Source organism: Halomonas citrativorans, from assembly GCF_900163645.1.
Lineage (GTDB): Bacteria > Pseudomonadota > Gammaproteobacteria > Pseudomonadales > Halomonadaceae > Vreelandella > Vreelandella citrativorans.
Genome location: NZ_FUKM01000003.1, coordinates 208,578 through 228,067 on the forward strand (window position 1 = coordinate 208,578; position 19,490 = coordinate 228,067).

The 19,490-nt window shown below is 53.1% G+C and carries 16 protein-coding genes, 1 tRNA gene and 1 pseudogene; 12 read left to right on the forward strand and 6 right to left on the reverse strand.

Annotation, left to right across the window (positions count from 1 at the left end; all coding sequences use genetic code 11):
- Window positions 1–54 precede the first annotated feature (54 nt).
- Window positions 55–1,773 carry a bifunctional protein-serine/threonine kinase/phosphatase gene (locus tag CZ787_RS01500; protein ID WP_087105556.1) on the reverse strand — a complete coding sequence of 573 codons (1,719 nt, stop codon included), beginning with the start codon at window positions 1,771–1,773 and terminating at the stop codon, window positions 55–57.
- Window positions 1,774–2,041: 268 nt separating this feature from the next.
- On the opposite strand from CZ787_RS01500, the gene ppa reads away from it, so the two are divergent.
- From ppa to purH, 8 genes are all read left to right on the forward strand, one after another.
- Window positions 2,042–2,572, forward strand: a complete 531-nt coding sequence (ppa, locus tag CZ787_RS01510; RefSeq protein WP_087105558.1) for an inorganic diphosphatase — start codon at window positions 2,042–2,044, stop codon at window positions 2,570–2,572.
- A gap of 188 nt (window positions 2,573–2,760) precedes the next feature.
- Complete coding sequence (gene dsbD / locus CZ787_RS01515) at window positions 2,761–4,641, forward strand: protein-disulfide reductase DsbD (RefSeq protein WP_087105559.1); 1,881 nt, start codon at window positions 2,761–2,763, stop codon at window positions 4,639–4,641.
- A gap of 334 nt (window positions 4,642–4,975) precedes the next feature.
- The gene (accB, locus tag CZ787_RS01520) at window positions 4,976–5,437 is read left to right on the forward strand and encodes an acetyl-CoA carboxylase biotin carboxyl carrier protein (protein WP_087105560.1); all 462 of its coding nucleotides are present in this window, start codon (window positions 4,976–4,978) and stop codon (window positions 5,435–5,437) included.
- A 30-nt stretch (window positions 5,438–5,467) separates the two neighbouring features.
- Window positions 5,468–6,808, forward strand: coding sequence for an acetyl-CoA carboxylase biotin carboxylase subunit (accC, locus tag CZ787_RS01525; RefSeq protein ID WP_087105561.1), 1,341 nt, complete (start codon window positions 5,468–5,470; stop codon window positions 6,806–6,808).
- Window positions 6,809–6,912: 104 nt separating this feature from the next.
- Window positions 6,913–7,824 carry a 50S ribosomal protein L11 methyltransferase gene (gene prmA, locus CZ787_RS01530; protein ID WP_087105562.1) on the forward strand — a complete coding sequence of 304 codons (912 nt, stop codon included), beginning with the start codon at window positions 6,913–6,915 and terminating at the stop codon, window positions 7,822–7,824.
- Between the two features lie 89 nt (window positions 7,825–7,913).
- Complete coding sequence (gene dusB / locus CZ787_RS01535; protein WP_087105563.1) at window positions 7,914–8,954, forward strand: tRNA dihydrouridine synthase DusB; 1,041 nt, start codon at window positions 7,914–7,916, stop codon at window positions 8,952–8,954.
- The gene (gene fis / locus CZ787_RS01540; RefSeq protein ID WP_087105564.1) at window positions 8,951–9,274 is read left to right on the forward strand and encodes a DNA-binding transcriptional regulator Fis; all 324 of its coding nucleotides are present in this window, start codon (window positions 8,951–8,953) and stop codon (window positions 9,272–9,274) included. Before dusB ends, fis begins: the two co-directional genes overlap by 4 nt.
- Before the next feature lie 50 nt (window positions 9,275–9,324).
- Complete coding sequence (gene purH / locus CZ787_RS01545) at window positions 9,325–10,905, forward strand: bifunctional phosphoribosylaminoimidazolecarboxamide formyltransferase/IMP cyclohydrolase (protein ID WP_087105565.1); 1,581 nt, start codon at window positions 9,325–9,327, stop codon at window positions 10,903–10,905.
- A 91-nt stretch (window positions 10,906–10,996) separates the two neighbouring features.
- Here purH and CZ787_RS01550 read toward each other — a convergent pair whose 3' ends face one another.
- The 4 genes from CZ787_RS01550 to CZ787_RS01565 form a co-directional block, all read right to left on the reverse strand.
- Window positions 10,997–12,454 carry an NAD-dependent succinate-semialdehyde dehydrogenase gene (locus CZ787_RS01550; RefSeq protein WP_087105566.1) on the reverse strand — a complete coding sequence of 486 codons (1,458 nt, stop codon included), beginning with the start codon at window positions 12,452–12,454 and terminating at the stop codon, window positions 10,997–10,999.
- Window positions 12,455–12,576: 122 nt separating this feature from the next.
- Window positions 12,577–13,128: a GTP cyclohydrolase I FolE gene (folE, locus tag CZ787_RS01555; RefSeq protein ID WP_087105567.1), complete on the reverse strand. Its 552-nt coding sequence runs from the start codon at window positions 13,126–13,128 to the stop codon at window positions 12,577–12,579.
- Window positions 13,129–13,384: 256 nt separating this feature from the next.
- Window positions 13,385–14,359: a serine/threonine protein kinase gene (locus CZ787_RS01560; protein WP_087105568.1), complete on the reverse strand. Its 975-nt coding sequence runs from the start codon at window positions 14,357–14,359 to the stop codon at window positions 13,385–13,387.
- A gap of 310 nt (window positions 14,360–14,669) precedes the next feature.
- Window positions 14,670–14,754, reverse strand: a tRNA-Leu gene (locus tag CZ787_RS01565).
- 90 nt (window positions 14,755–14,844) lie between these two features.
- Here CZ787_RS01565 and CZ787_RS01570 point away from each other — a divergent pair.
- Entirely contained in the window at window positions 14,845–15,555 is a 711-nt protein-coding gene (locus CZ787_RS01570; protein ID WP_254908526.1) for a ComF family protein, read from the forward strand.
- A 38-nt stretch (window positions 15,556–15,593) separates the two neighbouring features.
- On the opposite strand, the pseudogene CZ787_RS01575 reads toward CZ787_RS01570, so the two are convergent.
- Window positions 15,594–16,363 (reverse strand): annotated as a pseudogene (locus CZ787_RS01575) (SDR family NAD(P)-dependent oxidoreductase).
- Window positions 16,364–16,644: 281 nt separating this feature from the next.
- On the opposite strand from CZ787_RS01575, the gene CZ787_RS01580 reads away from it, so the two are divergent.
- The 3 genes from CZ787_RS01580 to groL all read left to right on the forward strand — a co-directional run bounded on the left by CZ787_RS01580 (window position 16,645) and on the right by groL (window position 19,381).
- Window positions 16,645–17,151, forward strand: coding sequence for an FxsA family protein (locus CZ787_RS01580; protein ID WP_087105569.1), 507 nt, complete (start codon window positions 16,645–16,647; stop codon window positions 17,149–17,151).
- Window positions 17,152–17,385: 234 nt separating this feature from the next.
- Window positions 17,386–17,679, forward strand: coding sequence for a co-chaperone GroES (locus CZ787_RS01585; RefSeq protein WP_087105570.1), 294 nt, complete (start codon window positions 17,386–17,388; stop codon window positions 17,677–17,679).
- 58 nt (window positions 17,680–17,737) lie between these two features.
- Window positions 17,738–19,381 carry a chaperonin GroEL gene (groL, locus tag CZ787_RS01590; RefSeq protein WP_087105571.1) on the forward strand — a complete coding sequence of 548 codons (1,644 nt, stop codon included), beginning with the start codon at window positions 17,738–17,740 and terminating at the stop codon, window positions 19,379–19,381.
- The last annotated feature ends 109 nt before the right edge of the window (window positions 19,382–19,490 follow it).

The window sequence follows — 19,490 nt, forward strand, 5'->3', positions numbered from 1 at the left end:
ATTATCTCATCGCCCGTTTTTTAGCAGATATACATTGCTTAACGCGCTAGCACATCATCTTAATAGCCACGAAAGTACCAATAGCAGCAGCAACACTCCGGCGACGCCCTGCCAGAAATGACGACGTGGCTCCTGGCGAGTGCCCTCTTGGGCAGGCAAACGGCCTAGCGGGACACGCAGTGCATGCAGAAACTCTGACTGACGCCTAAAGCGCAGCGCACGCTGTGGGTCCAATGCACGCCGCAAGGCATCATCCAGCTCTTGGGTAATTTCCGGGTTATGAGTTCGCGAGCTGCGATAGCTAAGTTCTTCTAAATCCGTATGACTGCGCAACTTGTTCGGGGTAAGTTGGTAAGGTAGCTCTCCGGTTAACAGCCAGTAGACAGTTGAAGCGAGGGAGTACTGATCGCTGCGGCGGCCAATGCTATCTTCCAATGCATACTCAGGCGCGGTGTGTTCGTTAAAACCAATTTGGCGCAACAACTCACCTGAATGCCGGTGACCGTCCACCTCACGCATATGGCACGCGCTAAAATCGTTGAGCATCAGCTTACCGTGGCTATCAATTAAAATATTATCCGGCATGATCTGCTGATGAATAATGTCGCGGTGATGCAGCGCCTGCACGGCCTTACCCAACTGGTTTGCGATATCCAAGCGCTGGACAAGGCTGGCTTGAGGATGCCGCTCGGCCCACTGGCGCAACGTTTCCCCTTCAACATGCTGCATCAAGTAGTAAAGATAGCGGCGTGGTCTTGAGGGCTTTACGACCTTAACGATAAAAGGTGAATTAACCCGCTCGACGATCCACTGCTGAAGCAGGAAATGCTCCAGATAGGCATTACGAAGCGATAGCTCAGGGCTTGGCGCCTTCATTGCCATTTCACGCTCGGTATGCACGTCTCTTACCCGATAGACACGAGACTGTGCATTACGCGACAGCACTTCTATAACTTCCAACCCATCAAGCCGTTCGCCTGGCGCAAGCTCAGGCGGAATCGGCAAATCACCGTAAATCAGCCCTGGGTCGTCCGGCGACTCTTCCGGTAACTCATCAATACGCACCAATTGAAAGCAAAATTGATCACCTCCATAACCCCGCTCTTGGGCGCGCTGCTTGGCTTCACTGGCTAGGCGTTCGCAGGCGGCATCCAGATCACTGGCATCCTGGCGAATCAAGCGTACGTAGTCGGAAGGCAACAGCGTACCGCGCACGCCACGCGTGGTGAACAGGAAGATATCGCCCTGTTTAAGGCCCAGATGGGTATAGTCGATGTCCACACTGCCATCCATCCCCAGCGCCCGGGAAGGATAGTGGTAACCGCCAATATCGGTCACATGGTCTCGCGTCAGCTGTTCAAACTCAGCGCCTCGCAAGCGAAACACCAGCGTATCTCCCATATGAAACAGGTGCGCTTCGCGCTTACGAAAGACAACCACCGACATGGAAGAGACAAAGCCACCCTCTTTTACATGCTGGCTTTGGCTGTAACACCAGCTATTGAGCGCACGAAGCACGCGTGTTGCTGACGTTTTAGTATCCCAATGGTCAGGCGTAGAAAAGTAATCCGCCAAAAAGCCACGCACACTTAAATCACCCGCCTGTTTGGCCAGTGTATTGCGTGACACAGAGTCGCTGATAACGGCGCAGCCCCCTTTGACCTTTAATAGCGGTGCATCAGGAAAACGCACCGACATGGAGCTGCGATGCAAACGTCGGTCAGGCGCAACAAACGCTTGACCATAACTGATCAGCAACTGGGCATGCCCCACTCATCCTCCTTGGCGAACCGCTCAACATAACTTCATGACAGAACTTCATGGCCGCTATAATACACGCAACGGCTTTAATGCGATGCCCACCAAACGTCGCGACCACTGCGATAAAAGCAAATTGCCGCTACCATTAAGCGATAGCGTCGGCGCTGCGCCCATGTTGCATTGGCAATCGCCCGGCCATCTTCGTATAATTCCCGACTATTCGTGCAACGCATCAATTGCTTAGCCACTGCAACACCCAAGAACTTCTAAGGACTCAACGATGAACTTCGATAACATCCCAGCTGGAAAGGATTTGCCGAACGATATTTACGTGGCGATCGAGATTCCTGCGAACCACTCGCCTATCAAATACGAAATTGATAAGGACATGGGCGCACTACTGGTTGATCGTTTTATGGCGACCCCGATGTTCTACCCCGCCAACTACGGCTTTATTCCCCATACGCTGGCTGATGATGGCGATGCACTCGATGCCTTAGTAGTAACACCGCACCCGGTAGCGCCTGGCAGCATTATTCGTGCGCGCCCCATCGGCATCCTGAACATGACCGATGAAGCAGGTGAAGATGCCAAGCTGGTATGCGTACCGCACCCCAAACTCAGCACGCTTTATGATGACGTACAGGAAGTTACCGACCTGCCCGAGCTTCTGCGTCAGCAAATCGCTCACTTCTTTGAAAACTACAAAGACCTTGAAAAAGGCAAGTGGGTAAAAGTTGAGTCTTGGGAAGGCGTTGAAGCAGCGCGTAAAGCTATTGAAAAATCAGCGGCTGCTTACCAAAAGGCGTAAGTGAACTAAACGCGCTGTTTTGTCTCTATTAAGAAGGCCGCCAATAGGCGGCCTTCTTATTTACACCCACTAGCCATTTTTTTATCACTGCGCGTGGATCTTTCACAAGTGCTACCAAGCGCTCGCTCCATATTATGCGCCATGTTAATGCGGGTGCTTTTCAGCCATATCGCCGTTAAGGATGTATCGTGTTATCCGTCAAACGATTAGGTTTATTCTGGCTACTCTGCTGGCTACCGTTATTGGCCCACGCACAATGGTTTTCATCCAGCAGCAACGATCAGTTTCTGCCCGTAATGGAGGCATTTCAGCCTACCGCTTGGCACGATGGCGAAACACTTTATATCGGCATTCAAAGTGCCGAAGGCTATTACCTTTACCGACATCAGTTTGACGTTAAAAGCCAAACGCCTTCTGTGACATTGGGTAGCCCTGTTCTACCGGAAGGCACCTTTACCAATGACGAATTTATGGGCGATGTCTACACCTTTCGCGACATGCTGGTGTTTGAAACACCGCTTGAGCATGTTTATTCAGGCCCCATTGACATTGAGCTTACCTTTCAAGGCTGCGCCGATGCCGGGCTTTGCTACCCACCTGAACAGGTACCGCTACAGGCCGCTGAGTCACAGCCGCCTGCTCAATATGCCCAATGGTTAGCCGAAAACAGCCACCCATCAACCGACATTGCCACGCCTGCCCAAGCAGCGAGCAGCGCTGAGCCCGAAAACCTCAACACTTCTCGTCAGGCGCTGAGCACGCCGCAAAGTGCCGACAGCCGCTTTAGCGCCTTACTAAGCGAGGCAAGCCTGCCGCTGGCCTTGGGGCTTTTCTTTATTGCCGGGCTGGGTTTAACATTTACGCCCTGCGTTTTACCCATGATTCCCATTCTTTCCTCTATCATCGTTGGTCAGAATCCGACTAAACCGCGTGCGTTTGTTCTTTCGGCAAGCTACGTATTGGGCATGGCAACGACCTACGCCGTTGTCGGTGTCTTAATGGGACTCTTTGGGGCAGGCCTAAACTTGCAGGCCCGCCTTCAGTCGGCGCCTGTATTAATAGCGTTTGGATTACTTTTCGCGCTATTTGCGCTCGCCATGTTTGGCGCATTCGAGTTACGTTTCTCGTCACGCATGACCAACCGCATCGAGGCGTGGCAAGCTCGGGCACAACGCAGTGGCCCGGGCGGGCTCGCCCTGGCAGGCGCGCTTTCGGTACTGGTGGTATCGCCCTGCGTTACCGCACCGCTTGCCGGCGCATTGGTCTTTATTTCCTCTACCGGCGACGCTGCTATCGGGGGCGCGGTTCTTTTTGCGCTGGGTCTTGGCATGGGGTTGCCGCTGCTACTGGTAGGCACGCTGGGCGTTACCCTGCTACCGCGAACAGGCGCCTGGATGAACGGCGTTAAGACCGGCTTTGGTTTATTGCTGCTGGGTGTGGCCATTTGGATGATTGAGCGTCTTGTAGCCGGGCCTGTAGGTCTCTTGCTCTGGGCAGCACTGGCGATAGGCAGCGCGCTGCTGCTGGGCGCGTTACGTCTAAACCCACCGTTAGGTTGGTCGCGTGCACGACAAACACTGGGATTGATGCTGCTTGCCTGGGGGGTCGCCCTCGTTTTGGGTGCAGCTCAAGGCAATAATAACCCGCTTCAACCACTACACTTTTCCCATAGTGCTACACCCACTCAAGAAACGGCGCTTGATTTTGCAACCGTGGATAGCCTGGATGAACTACGTTCAGCTCTTGCTCAGGCAGACAGTGCCCACCAACCCGCCTTTGTCCACTTCACCGCTGACTGGTGTATTTCATGCAAAGTGATGGAGCGTGAAGTTTATCCAGACCCACGTGTTATTGAGGCGTTGAAAGGCTTCACGCTAATTGCCGTCGATGTAACCGATACGACCCCTGAAAGTAGGCAGCTACTTAACCAGTACCAGCTTTTTGGGCCGCCCAGCCTGCTGTTCTTTGATCAAGGCGCAGAAATACGCCCAGCGCGGATCCAAGGGGAAGTCACAGCCAACGCGCTTGCAGCGCATCTTTCATCCTTAAAACAGTGGCTATTAAGCTAAAAGCCTGAACCTTATTTGCACCCTGGGGGCAATTGTTGAGTACCGATAACAGCGTGCTCTTCGCTAAACGGTAAAGATAGCCATCAAGGCATACCGCGTTTTATGCCTAGGCCCTGCACTGGACTAGCGCTGGACATGTTCCTGTTTTTTCGGCAAACTCCGCCCCCATATTAGTTAAATGCTCGCTTATTAAGCTGTTAGAGGGGTAACGTTCGCCATCATGCAGCGTTCTCTTCTTTTTTTAACTTGGTTTACTGCGCGCTAAATATTGCGATATTACAGCGTTATCACTAGCGTGTTAGACAGCAACCTTCACCTATCTACGGGGCCCAATATGGATATTCGCAAAGTAAAAAAACTGATCGAACTGCTCGAAGAATCCAACATTAGCGAAATTGAAATTCAGGAAGGCGAAGAGTCAGTACGCATTAGCCGTCATCCTAACGGCGCTACCTGGCAGCCCCAGCCAATGCCTCAATATGCCCAGCCTTATGCGCCGCCTGCTGCTGCCGCACCTGCAGCACCTGGTGTTGACGTAGAGCCCGCTGGTGCAAGCTTCCGCGGTGAAGCCGTTAACTCTCCGATGGTGGGCACCTTCTACCGCAGCCCGGCACCGGGTGCAAAATCGTTTGTTGAAGTAGGCGACACCGTTAAGCAAGGCGACACTGTATGTATCGTTGAAGCGATGAAAATGATGAACCAGATTGAAGCTGATCGCGACGGCGTGGTTGAAGCCATCCTGGTGGAAGATGGTGAGCCGGTGGAATTTGATCAACCCATGATCGTCCTCGCTTAATCTTTCACATCAACACGGGTGGACTCTCCCATGCTGGACAAGGTACTTATCGCGAACCGCGGCGAGATAGCCCTACGTATTCTACGGGCCTGTAAAGAGCTGGGTATCAAAACCGTCGCCGTACACTCCAAGGCCGACCGCGAACTGATGCACGTACGCCTAGCGGATGAGGCGGTGTGCATTGGCCCGGCCTCTTCGGCCCAGTCATATTTGAATATTCCCGCGCTGATTAGCGCTGCGGAAGTAACCGATTCAAGCGCCATTCATCCCGGCTATGGCTTTTTGTCTGAAAATGCCAATTTTGCCGAGCAGGTTGAGCGCTCCGGCTTTACCTTTATTGGTCCGCGCGCTGAAACCATTCGCTTAATGGGCGACAAAGTGAGCGCCATTGAAGCCATGAAGAAGGCGGGCGTACCCACCGTACCTGGCTCTGATGGCCCCTTGGGCGATGATGAAGCCGCAAGCCTGGCGGCTGGCGTGCGTGTAGGCTATCCCGTCATTATCAAGGCAGCGGCTGGTGGCGGTGGTCGTGGCATGCGGGTCGTGCATTCAGAAGACCAATTGCTTGAAGCAATTAGCATTACCCAAAACGAAGCCCAGGCAGCGTTTGGCGATGGCACGGTTTACATGGAAAAATTCCTTGAGAAGCCGCGCCATGTGGAAGTACAGGTACTTGCCGATGGTCAGGGCAATGCGATTCATCTATATGACCGCGACTGCTCTTTGCAACGCCGCCATCAAAAAGTACTGGAAGAAGCACCTGCCCCCGGCCTCGACCCGAAAGCACGTGCAGACGTACTGGAAGCCTGCCGCCAGGCCTGTATTGAAATTAACTACCGCGGCGCCGGTACGTTCGAGTTCCTGTACGAAGATGGCAAGTTCTTCTTTATCGAGATGAACACACGTGTTCAGGTGGAGCATCCGGTAACGGAAATGGTCACCGGCGTGGATATCGTCAAAGAACAGCTGCGTATTGCGTCAGGCTTGCCACTGTCGATTCGCCAGGAAGACGTTAAGCTTAACGGCCACGCGTTTGAATGTCGGATCAATGCGGAAGACTCACGCACGTTTATGCCATCACCAGGCAAAGTGACGCTGTATCACGCCCCAGGCGGCTTAGGCGTGCGCATGGATTCTCACCTGTATACAGGCTATACCGTTCCGCCACACTACGACTCACTGATTGGCAAGCTGATCACTTGGGGGGCGGATCGTGAGATCGCGTTAACGCGCATGCGTAACGCACTGGATGAGCTGCTGGTCGAAGGTATCAAAACCAACATTGACCTACAGAAAGACCTGGTGCGCGATAGCCAATTCCGCCAGGGCGGTGTCAACATTCACTATCTAGAAAAGAAACTTGCCGGTTAAGCGCTCCATGTGCCAAGCAAGCGTCTAATAGTGTTGCCGAGTAATACCCAACGGGGTGGCCAAGCCCACCCCGTTATCGATTATGCCTACCGCGGAGACTCCCCATGCCTTGGCTTCAACTCAAAGCCCACGTAGCGCCTGAACAGGCTGAACTTCTGGAAGAGCTGCTGCTTGAAGAGGGAGCTACCGCCATTGGGCTTCAGGATGCCCATGATGACCCCGTTTTTGAGCCAGAACGCGGCACCACGCCGCTTTGGCAGGACACCATTCTGACCGGCCTGTACGACGATTTAGAGGGCGTGGAAGGTATGCTAGCCCGCATCGAAAGCGCTTGGGCACAACAACTGCCCGATGAACCCTGCCCCACCATTGCCTATGAACTACTGGCCGACCGCGACTGGGAACGCGAGTGGATGGATGACTTCAAACCGCTCCAGATGGGCCAGCGCTTATGGATTGTTCCTAGCTGGCATGCGCCGCCTGAAGCAGACGCGGTCAATCTAATTTTAGACCCCGGCTTAGCCTTCGGCACTGGCACTCATCCCACGACTGCGCTGTGCCTTGAATGGCTTGATCAGTTAGCGGTTGATGGCACGCTTGGCAACAAGAACGTGCTGGATATTGGCTGCGGCTCGGGCATTCTCGCCATTGCAGCGCTTAAGCTGGGTGCCCAGCACGCCGATGGCACGGATATTGACCCTCAGGCGCTGCAGGCTAGCCGCGATAACGCCGAACGCAATCATATTGCAGAGCAAAATCTCGCGCTCTATTATCCGGAGCAGTTAACGGGCGGCCCTTACCCGATTGTCACTGCGAATATTTTAGCCGGCCCCCTGGTGGAGTTGGCGCCGACGATTGCGGGACATGTCGCGCCGAAGGGGCTTCTTGCGCTGTCAGGTATTCTTGCCAATCAGGCCCAGGACGTACTTAAGGCCTACGAAGCAGAAGGTATGATGATGGATGAGCCTGTCATTCGTGAAGGCTGGGTACGACTTACGGGCCATCGACCCGGTTAATCTTCGAAACAGCCTTCATTCCGCTTCCGAGTAGGCGTATCATACGCCCCCTTGAACCGCCTACTCGCTTCTCCAGCAGCGCAAACTCCATGACATTAGCCACGCAACAATCGACATCTATCGGCCCTTACACCTTGCCCAATCAGGTCATACTGGCTCCGATGGCAGGCGTGACCGACCGCCCTTTTCGCCAGCTTTGCCGGCGGCTGGGCGCTGGCTGGGTAGTAGGCGAAATGGTCACCTCAGACCCCAGCCTGTGGCATACCCGAAAGTCCCAACTGCGGATGGACCATACGGGTGAGCCCGACCCACGGGTCGTGCAAATTGCCGGTGGTGATGCCCAGATGCTTGCCCAGGCGGCACGGCTTAACGTCGAACTGGGCGCCCAGATTATCGATATCAATATGGGCTGCCCGGCAAAAAAGGTCTGCAACAAGGCGGCTGGCTCAGCGCTGCTGCGCGATGAGGTCTTGGTAGCCGACATTCTAGATGCGGTGGTCAAGGCGGTGGATGTGCCGGTTACCTTGAAAATCCGTACCGGCTGGTGCGCCGAATCCAACAATGGCGTGAGAATTGCTCGGTTGGCAGAAGATGCAGGCATTCAGGCACTGGCCGTTCATGGCCGACATCGCGAACAGCGCTATACTGGTTGGGCGGAGTACGACACGATCGCCAATATCAAATCGTGTCTGTCCATCCCAGTGATTGCCAATGGTGATATTACAAGTCCTGAAAAAGCAGCCGACGTCCTACGCTATACCGGCGCGAATGCGGTAATGATTGGACGTGGCGCCCAGGGTAATCCTTGGATTTTCAAGCAAATAACCCATTATCTACAGCATGGCGAGCAGCTGGCTTTGCCAAGTCTGGAGGAGCGCCTTCACGTGCTGGCCGGGCATGTAGCGGCGCTGCACGCCTTTTATGGCGACACGATGGGTGTACGCATTGCGCGCAAGCATATTGGTTGGTATCTCGAAAGTGATCTGCGCTTTTGCGATGCAAAGCGCCGCGAGCTAAAACAGCAATTCAATGCGTTGGCATCACCTGAAACACAATTTGATTGGATTAACAACGCCATGGCGTTTGACGCAGACAAGCGTCTATTAGCCAAAGGAACCCATGCTGCATGAACGAACGCGATCTTCTTTCTAGCGAGTTACCCTCGCGACTAGCGGGTACGCTCGCTGACCCAGCGGCAAGCGCCCCGCCGCAGCCGTTAAGAGAGGCCGTGGAGTCTGCCATGCGCCGCTACTTCGAGCATCTCGATGGCAGTCAGGCCACCGACCTGTACGCCATGGTGATGGCCGAAGTAGAAGCACCGCTGCTGGCCTGCGTGTTGGAGCATACCGAAGGCAACCAGACACGCGCCGCTGATGTACTGGGATTAAACCGCGGTACGCTGCGCAAGAAACTCAAGATTTACGGTCTTATCGAAGGTGACGCCCCATAACCATGGGGCGTTGTTGTTTTTATTGTTCCACTCTGCACACGAGCTTATTCATGGTTGATAGTACCGCTACTCCTGTTCGCCGCGCGCTGTTAAGCGTGTCCGATAAAACGGGTATTGTTGAGTTTGCCCGCAGCCTTACCGAGCGCGGCATTGAGCTACTGTCCACGGGCGGCACCTTCCGCTTGCTACAGGAAAACGCCATCCCGGTCACCGAAGTATCCGAGCATACGGGCTTCCCAGAGATCATGGATGGCCGAGTGAAAACGCTGCATCCTAAAATTCACGGCGGCATCCTGGCGCGCCGTGGTCAGGATGACGCGGTAATGGCTGACAACGATATCACCCCGATTGATATGGTCGTGGTTAATCTCTACCCGTTTGCAGCCACCGTTGCCAAACCGGACTGCAGCCTGGAAGACGCCATCGAAAATATCGATATCGGCGGCCCCACTATGGTCCGTGCCTGCGCTAAAAACCACGCGTACACCACCATCGTGGTTAACGCCGACGACTACACTCGCGTGCTTGAAGAACTCGCCGCCAATAATGGCCAGGTGAGCACCGCTACACGCTTTGACCTTGCGGTTAAAGCGTTTGAGCATACCGCGAGCTACGACGGCGCTATTGCCGAGTACTTGGGTCGTAAAGTCAGCGAGAGCGATGCCACCTTCGCGCGTACATTTAATCTTCAGTTGCATAAAAAGCAGGACATGCGCTACGGCGAAAATCCGCATCAGCAGGCCGCCTTTTACGTTGACCCTGCGGCGTCTGAACCCGGTGTTGCGACAGCCACTATGCTGCAAGGCAAACCGCTTTCGTTTAACAATGTTGCCGATACCGATGCGGCTTTTGAGTGCGTCAAGGCGTTTGATGAAACGGCGTGCGTGATTGTCAAACACGCTAACCCCTGTGGCGTTGCCATCGGCGCTACGGCGCTTGAGGCTTATGACAAAGCGTTTGCAACCGACCCTACCAGTGCTTTCGGCGGTATTATTGCCTTCAACACGCCGCTTGAAGCCGATACCGCGCGAGCAATTGTTGACCGTCAGTTTGTTGAGGTCATTATTGCACCCAGGGTAAGCGATGAGGCCGTTGCGATTATCGCTGAAAAGAAAAACGTCCGCCTGCTGGATGTCAGCGCTCATTGGCCAGGCAAACCCCAGCCCGCCTTTGATTTCAAGCGGGTTAACGGAGGTTTGCTGGTACAAGAGCGCGACCAAGGCATGGTGACTCGCAACGAGCTTACTGTGGTCAGCGAGCGTGCCCCTTCAGAACAGGAGCTGCGCGATTTGGCGTTCGCATGGCGCGTCGCCAAATTCGTTAAATCCAACGCCATTGTGTATGCCAAATCAGGTCAAACGATTGGCGTGGGCGCAGGCCAAATGAGTCGCGTGTACTCCGCTAAAATTGCGGGCATCAAGGCGGCCGACGAAAACCTTTCTGTACCCGGTTCCGTTATGGCGTCTGATGCCTTCTTCCCCTTCCGTGATGGCATTGACGCCGCCGCCGCTGCGGGCATTACCGCCGTTATTCAGCCTGGTGGTTCCATGCGCGACCAGGAAGTGATTGATGCTGCCAACGAAGCGGGCATTGCCATGGTCTTCACCGGAATGCGTCACTTCCGTCACTAAGCAGTGCTTTAGCGCTAGAACCATAAAAACCTCGCAAGCACTGCTTGCGAGGTTTTTTATGAGCATAACACTCAGAATACCTTAGCCGGCACTAGCCAAGGTCAATACATAAATACTTGGTTTCCAGATACTCCTCCAGCCCCTGATGACCACCTTCACGGCCAAGCCCTGATGCCTTGACACCGCCAAACGGCGCCGACGCATTGGAAATAGCCCCGGTATTAATGCCCACCATGCCGTATTCAAGCGCATCAGCCACACGCCATACACGAGAGAGATCACGGGAGTAGAAATAGGACGCCAGCCCATACTGCGTATCATTGGCCATTTCGATAGCGGTCTCTTCGTCGTCGAAAGGAAATACCGCCGCTAGCGGGCCAAACGTCTCTTCCTGAGCAACCTTCATGCTGGCATCGGCAAAGCTGATTAACGTAGGTGTGAAGAAGTTACCGCCTAACGGATGCGGATGACCGCCCAGCAGCAACTCAGCACCTTTATCAATAGCGTCCTGAACGTGTTCGCTGACTTTCTTGACCCCATTTTCATCAATGAGCGGGCCAATATTGTTGCCTGGCTGAGCACCATCGCCAACATGCAGCTCACTGTTCATGGCAACCGCGAGCTTTTCGCAAAACGCGTTAATCACACTGGACTGAACTAAAAACCGATTGGTGCAAATGCACGTTTGGCCTGCATTGCGGAACTTGGCTGCCATCGCGCCCTCAACGGCGGCATCAAGGTCAGCATCTTCAAACACGATAAACGGCGCGTTTCCGCCCAGCTCAAGCGATATTTTTTGCACATGCTTCGCCGCTTTTTCCATCAGCGTCCGACCTACTTCAGTGGAGCCGGTAAAGGTAATTTTGCGCACCTTGGGCGACTGGGTTAGCGTTTCAGCAATTTCAGCGGCGCTGCCAGGCACCACATTAAAGACGCCGCGGGGTATTCCTGCTCGCTCAGCCAATAGCGCCAGCGCCGTTGCCGAGAAAGGCGTTTGGCTAGCGGGCTTAACGATAATGGTACAACCTGCTGCTAGCGCTGCACCTGCTTTACGCGTAATCATCGCTGCGGGGAAATTCCACGGAGTAATCGCTCCTACAACGCCCACTGGCTGCTTGGTTACAATAATACGCTGGTTGGCTTTTGCTGCAGGAATGGTTTCGCCGTATACACGCCGCGCCTCTTCGGCAAACCAACGCAGAAAGCTGGCGGCGTAAGCAATTTCGCCCTCAGCCTCTTTAACCGGCTTGCCCTGCTCATAGGTCATCAGCAGGGCAAGGTCGTGCTGATGCTCAAGCATCAGATCATGCCATTTAAGCAACATGTCAGCCCGCTCTTGAGCGGTCAATGACCGCCAGGCAGGCAAAGCGGCATCGGCCGCGTCAATGGCACGCTCAGTTTCAGCTTTACCTAATCGCGGCATATCCCCCACCGGTTTACCTGTGGCGGGGTTAATAACGTTAATTTGTTCTCCACTTTCAGCGGCTACCCAACTGCCGTCGATATAGGCAAAGGGGCAATACAGCTGTGTCTCTTTTAGCGCTTCCATGACAGACTCCTGGCCAAATGATGGCCCTGTGGGCTCATATTTACGCTTTCATGCTAAGACGAAACGACGTATTTAACCAAGTGTTTGGCAAATATGGTCACCCTGCCCGTGGAGAAACTCGTTTAGTTAATAAGTGTTAGAAATTCCTGGCGCGTCGCGGGGTTGTCCCGGAATCCACCCAGCATTACCGATGAAGACATACTCGAATTCTGCTTCTCAACACCGCGCATCATCATGCATAAATGGCGCGCCTCAACGACAACCGCCACTCCTTTCGCACCGGTTACCTGCTGGACGGCATCGGCAATTTCACGGGTCAGGTTTTCCTGAATTTGCATACGCCGCGCATACATATCAACGATACGCGCAAATTTGGAAAGCCCTAACACCTTGCCATCGGGTAAGTAGGCAATATGACACTTCCCAATAAACGGCAATAAGTGATGCTCACACATTGAGTAAAGCTCAATGTTTTTTACTAACACCATTTCATCGGTCTTCGATTCAAACACCGCGCCGTTGATAATTTCTTCCAGCGACTGTTGATAGCCTGCGTTCAAAAACTGCATAGCTTTTGCTGCACGCTTTGGTGTATCCCGTAGCCCTTCGCGGTCCGGGTTTTCGCCAAGGGCGGTAATAATTTGGCGATAGTGCTGGGCGATATCGTCGGTCATAGTCATTCTCATTAAAGCGGTGCCCGCTCACTCGCTCGTTATTGCTTTATCAAGTAACCAGCACGCAAGCAAAACAACCTTACAAAACAATGCCCAAGCATACAGAAACCACTAAACGTACCAAAGGCGATTTATGCGCTTATTTTAACGTACCTGACCACTCGGTGGCAGCGTCGCAACGACTTTTAAGGCGCTCAACGTATAATTTTTACGACAACAGAGGGGTCAAATTCACTATGCCACTACAAAAGATCTATTAAGCCAACCAAACAGGACGCTCAAGCTGTAAACACTGCTGTTCTAACTGACGGATATGCTGATCCCAGTAGCCGCTATCTGCCATCCAGGGAAAAGCACGCGGAAACGCCGGATCGTCCCAGCGCGAAACCAACCAGGCGCTATGCCGAATCAAGCGATAAGCCCTTAGCGGCTCAATGAGCGACATCTGCTCATGAGGAAACGCTAGTGACTCCTCATAGCCTTCACTAATCTCACTTAGCTGCGCCCGCCAGCTATCCGGCTCATCAGTGGGCAGCAACATCCATATATCCTGTATGGCGGGCGCCATCGCACAGTCATCAAAATCGACAAGGGAAAAATGCTCATCTCGGCCCAGTACGTTCCCTAAATGACAATCACCGTGGCAACGTATTAACGATGCTGGGTCCAACGCCTTGGGCGCCAACCGATGCTGCAGCTTTTGAATCACCGCGTCATACGCCCGAAGCTGAAACTTGTCGAGCCATTGGCTGCCCACAACTCGCTGTCGTGCCTCTTCTATACCGCTTTCCAGCTCCAAGCGCGGGCGGTGTTGAAATGCCTTGCGCTGCGACACTTTATGCAGCTGACCTAACACTTCGCCCAGCGCAAAGAGGTGTTCAGGATTATCAAGCTCAGGCGCCTGGCCTGCACACTGGGGGAAAAGAGCAAAGCGAAACGCTGCGTAATGATGCAATGACTGCCCTGCGCTATTACGCCAAGGTGCGACAACCGACACTCCGGCCTCTCTTAATTCCTTTAAAAAATCATGCTCCTCTTGAATCGCAGCATCCGACCAGCGCTCGGGACGGTAAAACTTGATTACCCAGTTACGGGCATCATCATCACGAAACATCAATACACGGTTTTCATAACTGTTGAGCGCAAAAGGCTCGCCTGCGGGCCAAATATCAACCGATTCGGCCGCCGACATAACCGTGTCGGGCGAAAGCGCACTGAAAGGATGTGACATTGATCGCTCCTGCATAACGGGGCGCCTATCTTATCAACTATTGCACCGCGGCGTTCTGATGCAAGAAGTTGGGCATAGAAAGCCCAAACAAACAGGGTAAGAATACTGGCAGTAGCGGAAACTACTTGTGCGTATTCATTTCCATGATTGAGATCCATCTCAAAGCAATAATGAAATGCCAAGTTAGCGCAACAGCGAACAAAAGCCAGGCGGGGCAGGAAAGAGGGCAGCGGAAAATAGACACAAAAAAATCGGCAAGCAGATGCTGGCCGATTGATATTTAAGCAAAAACTATGAGATAACAAGTAATTGGTGCGGATGGGGAGACTCGAACTCCCACACCTTACGGCACTAGAACCTAAATCTAGCGTGTCTACCAATTCCACCACATCCGCAGAAGACGAGACGTATATTATATATATACTGATCAAAAGTCAACGCCAACAAGCACTATAATTATCACAAAGCATTCGTGCAGGAGCTGTATGCGCTTAAAGCCAACATGGCAGCAGGCTGCCCATAAAGAGTTACAAAAGGCATTACCGGGCTACTGCGCTTTCTGCCTAATGCCTGCCGATCAAGGCCTAGGGTGGTGCCAAGCTTGTTTTGCTGAATTACCCTGGAACGTTTCAGGTTGCGAACAATGTGCCGAGCCCCTGGATCACGCTGAACAGCGACTGTGTGGGTACTGCTTACTTGATCCGCCACTGATTACTCACACTCACGTCGGCCTGCTTTTTCAAGCTTCGATTAAAGAGCTGCTGCATGATTTTAAATTTAAGGCGTCTCCTCGTGCTGGGATGCTGCTGATAGAGCTTATGCTGGCGAGCATACCCGACGACCCTGGCACCGCCTTGGTAGCAGTCCCCATGCATCGCAAGCGAGCACGTGAGCGTGGGTTCAATCAAGCGCAATGGCTGGCGGAGCAACTGGCAAAGCGCACAGGCCTTGTCGTGCTGGAAGCTCAATGCAATAAGCTGGTCGCTTCCCAGCGTAGCTTAAACCGACACGAGCGGGCGGCTAATTTGCACGGAGCCTTCTCAATCAAAGCACCACTTCCAGCACATATAACGCTGATTGATGATGTAATCACTACCGGTGCGACCATCAATGCATTAGCGAACGCTGCCCAACAAGCAGGTGCCACGCGCATTGATAGCTGGGCAGTCGCCAGGACGCCACTGGGCAGGCAATAGAGGATGATGCAAAAGGCCAGGTAATAGCTCAGGTGATACTAAAGCCGCAAGCCGCCATCGCACTCAATAATACGCGCACTAAAATAGTCGTTATCAAATATAAACGCGACACTTTTGGCAATATCATCAGGCTCCCCCAAGTGCTTTAACGGCACGCTTGAAGAGATCCGCTCTAACATATCAGGGCGCATGGACGCCGTCATTTCAGTCGCAATAAACCCAGGTGCCACGGTGCCACGGTGCCAGTGCGGATACCATAGCGCGCAAGCTCTTTACCCCAAGTGACGGTTAACGCATGAACGCCCGCCTTGGCGGCGGCATAGTTGCTTTGCCCTGCATTGCCAGCCCGGGAAATACTCGAAATATTGACAATAACCCCTTCATGTCCGGCCTTGATTATCTGCGTCGCCGCTTCACGGCCGCATAGAAATACGCCGGTTAGATTAACATTGAGGACTTTCTGCCAACTCTCTAGCGACATGCGCTTTTCGACCTGGCCATCACGTGCTTTTACCAGCAAGGCATCTTCGGTAATACCCGCATTATTAACGCAACCGCTAATGGCACCCATGCGTTTCACAATATCATCAAACGCCGTGATGACTGACGACTCATCGGCAACATTGACAACAAACGCTTCGGCGTGAATGCCTTGTGACTTAAGGGTTGAGGCCGCTTGGTCCAACGCTTCAGCACTCCTATCAAGCAGTGCAAGCGCGGCACCTTGCTGACCCAAACGCTCTGCGATGGCATAGCCTAATCCCCGCGCCCCGCCCGTTACTGCAATGACTTTATCGGTTAACTGCATCCGTTACTCCTTCAGAAGCACTGTTGTTCAATAACTGATTTTTCGATGACGAACCTTCTGTCTTGAGTTCATGCTCTACTTCCAAGTCCTGCTCATTGCTGCGAAGACCTTTCACTACCCCACCATTCTGCACTGCAGCATAGTAAGCGCGCATTCAAAATTCGAGTTTATCCAAGTTTGCACCCTTATCAGCAAAGGGCTTTCCAGCAAAGATCCTCTGCCGCTTGTTTTTTGCATATTTGACACAATAATGAGCGATTACGCCTGTTACGGAGCCCGCCATGCCTATTCTTGTCTTTATTTCCTTATTTACCTTACTCGACTTTATTTTGCTATTTTCGATTGGCAGTCAAATAGGCTTATTAACCACCCTACTGCTCGTGTTGGCAACCGGTGTTATCGGCCTTCATCTTATTCGTAAAGAGGGTGTGGCTACCTTTTCCCGTGCCCGCCAGCGCATGCAAGCAGGGGAGCTACCTTCCAGTGAGCTTCTAACAGGCGCGGCACTTATATTCGGCGGTGCTTTACTGATGGCGCCCGGCTTTCTCTCCGACCTGCTGGGCATCGCTTGCTTGCTCCCCACTGCCCGACAGCTTATGTACAACGCATTAATGTGGCTGGGTTTAAAAACCAGTGTGAATAGCGAGCAAGGCGAATCTACCAAAACGCATCGTCATCAAGGCACGGCTTATCATGAAAATAGCCACTCCAATGCTAATACCTCGCATAAAGAAGCTCCCCTGGAAGGCGATTTTATTAGCCGTGATGAAACTACCCGGCGACGCTAGCCTGCATTAGCAAGAAAAAATCCAACAAAAGACACTTTTTTCACTGCCACCCCCTTGAAAGGGCTACTGAAGCCCCCACTTTTGAACCAGCATACAAATTCGGTGGCGATGGTGACATTGCCACCATTAACAACGAAGGTCGCGAACCTTCATTTCTCGATGGGATTTCCTCGAGAACCTTGTTTTAGCTATCTGCCCTATACGGGCCTTGACGATACTCAGGAGAACGTGAGCATGAAAATCCGTCCTTTGCACGATCGCGTCGTAGTTCGCCGCGTGGAAGAAGAACAGAAAACTGCTGGTGGCATCGTTCTGCCAGGCAATGCACAAGAAAAGCCCACACGTGGCGAAGTTCTTGCAGTAGGCAATGGTCGCATTCTCGATAACGGCGAAGTACGTCCGCTAGACGTTAAAGTTGGCGACAACGTAATTTTCAAAGATGGTTTCGGCGTTGAGAAGCAAAAAATCGACGGCGAAGAAGTCTTGATTATGAGCGAAGCCGACATCCTGGCGGTCGTTGAAGGCTAATCATCGCCTCGACTACTTACTTTCACCTTTTATAATTCGATTCTAGGAAGTAACGAACATGGCAGCTAAACAAGTTAAGTTTTCTGATGACGCACGCAAGCGTATGGCGCATGGTATTGACGTTCTGGCCAACGCGGTAAAAGTTACTCTGGGCCCGAAAGGCCGTAACGTTGTGCTCGACAAATCCTTTGGTGCGCCGACCGTCACTAAAGACGGTGTATCGGTTGCCAAAGAGATCGAACTGAAAGACAAGTTCGAGAACATGGGCGCACAAATGGTGAAAGAAGTTGCTTCTAAAACTTCTGACGCTGCAGGCGACGGTACTACGACAGCTACCGTACTGGCTCAAGCCATTGTTGCAGAAGGCCTGAAAGGCGTCACTGCTGGCATGAATCCGATGGACCTTAAGCGCGGCATCGACCAAGCGGTTACTGCAGCGGTTAAAGAAATCCAGGCAATGTCTGTGCCCTGCACCGACACCAAGTCTATCGCTCAGGTCGGTACTATTTCTGCCAACGGCGACAAGCGCATCGGTGAAATCATCGCTGAAGCGATGGAAAAAGTCGGTAAAGAAGGCGTTATCACTGTCGATGAAGGCCGTGGTTTCGAAGACGAGCTGGAAGTCGTAGAAGGTATGCAGTTTGACCGCGGCTACCTCTCGCCCTACTTCGTTACCAACCAGGACACCATGGCAGTTGAACTTGAAGATCCTTACATCCTGCTAGTGGATAAGAAGATCTCCAACATTCGCGAGCTGCTACCGGTACTGGAAGCCGTTGCCAAGCAAGGCAAGCCGCTGGCCATCATCGCTGAAGATATCGAAGGCGAAGCGCTGGCAACGTTGGTCGTGAACAACATGCGCGGCATCGTTAAAGTAGCCGCTGCAAAAGCGCCAGGCTTCGGCGACCGTCGTAAAGCCATGCTGCAGGATATCGCTATCCTGACCAACGGTACCGTTATCTCTGAAGAAGTTGGCCTGACACTTGAGCAAGCGACCCTGGATCACCTGGGTACCGCCAAGCGCATGACCATGTCCAAAGAGAACACCACCATCATCGATGGCGCTGGTGCAGAAAACGATATCGAAGCACGCGTTAACCAGATCCGCGCGCAAATCGAAGACACCTCTTCTGATTACGACAAAGAGAAGCTGCAAGAGCGCGTTGCCAAACTGGCAGGCGGTGTTGCCGTTATCCGCGTTGGTGCTGCTACCGAAGTAGAGATGAAAGAGAAGAAAGCTCGCGTTGAAGACGCGCTGCACTCTACTCGCGCTGCCGTAGAAGAAGGTGTTGTACCTGGCGGCGGTACCGCTCTGGTTCGCGTCATGGCCAAAGTGCAAGGCCTGACTGGCGATAACGAAGATCAGAACCACGGTATCAACATGGCACTGCGCGCTATGCAGTCACCGCTGCGTCAGATCGTTACCAACGCTGGTGAAGAAGCCGCTGTTGTGATCAACCGCGTCAAAGACGGCGAAGGCAACTTCGGCTACAACGCTCAAACGGGTGAGTATGGCGACCTGTTCGAGATGGGTGTTCTTGACCCAGCTAAAGTAACGCGTACTGCGCTGCAGTCTGCGGGTTCTGTTGCCGGTCTGATGATCACCACCGAGTGCATGATCGCTGACGATCCGGAAGAGAAAGAAGCCACTCCAGACATGGGTGGCATGGGCGGAATGGGTGGCATGGGCGGCATGATGTGATGCACCCCTGAGCCTACCGCTCTGACGCCTAACGTCATCAAGAACCCCGCCTTGTGAACTGCACCCCAAAAGTTGGACACTCATCCAACGATTGGGGTGTTTTTCATGG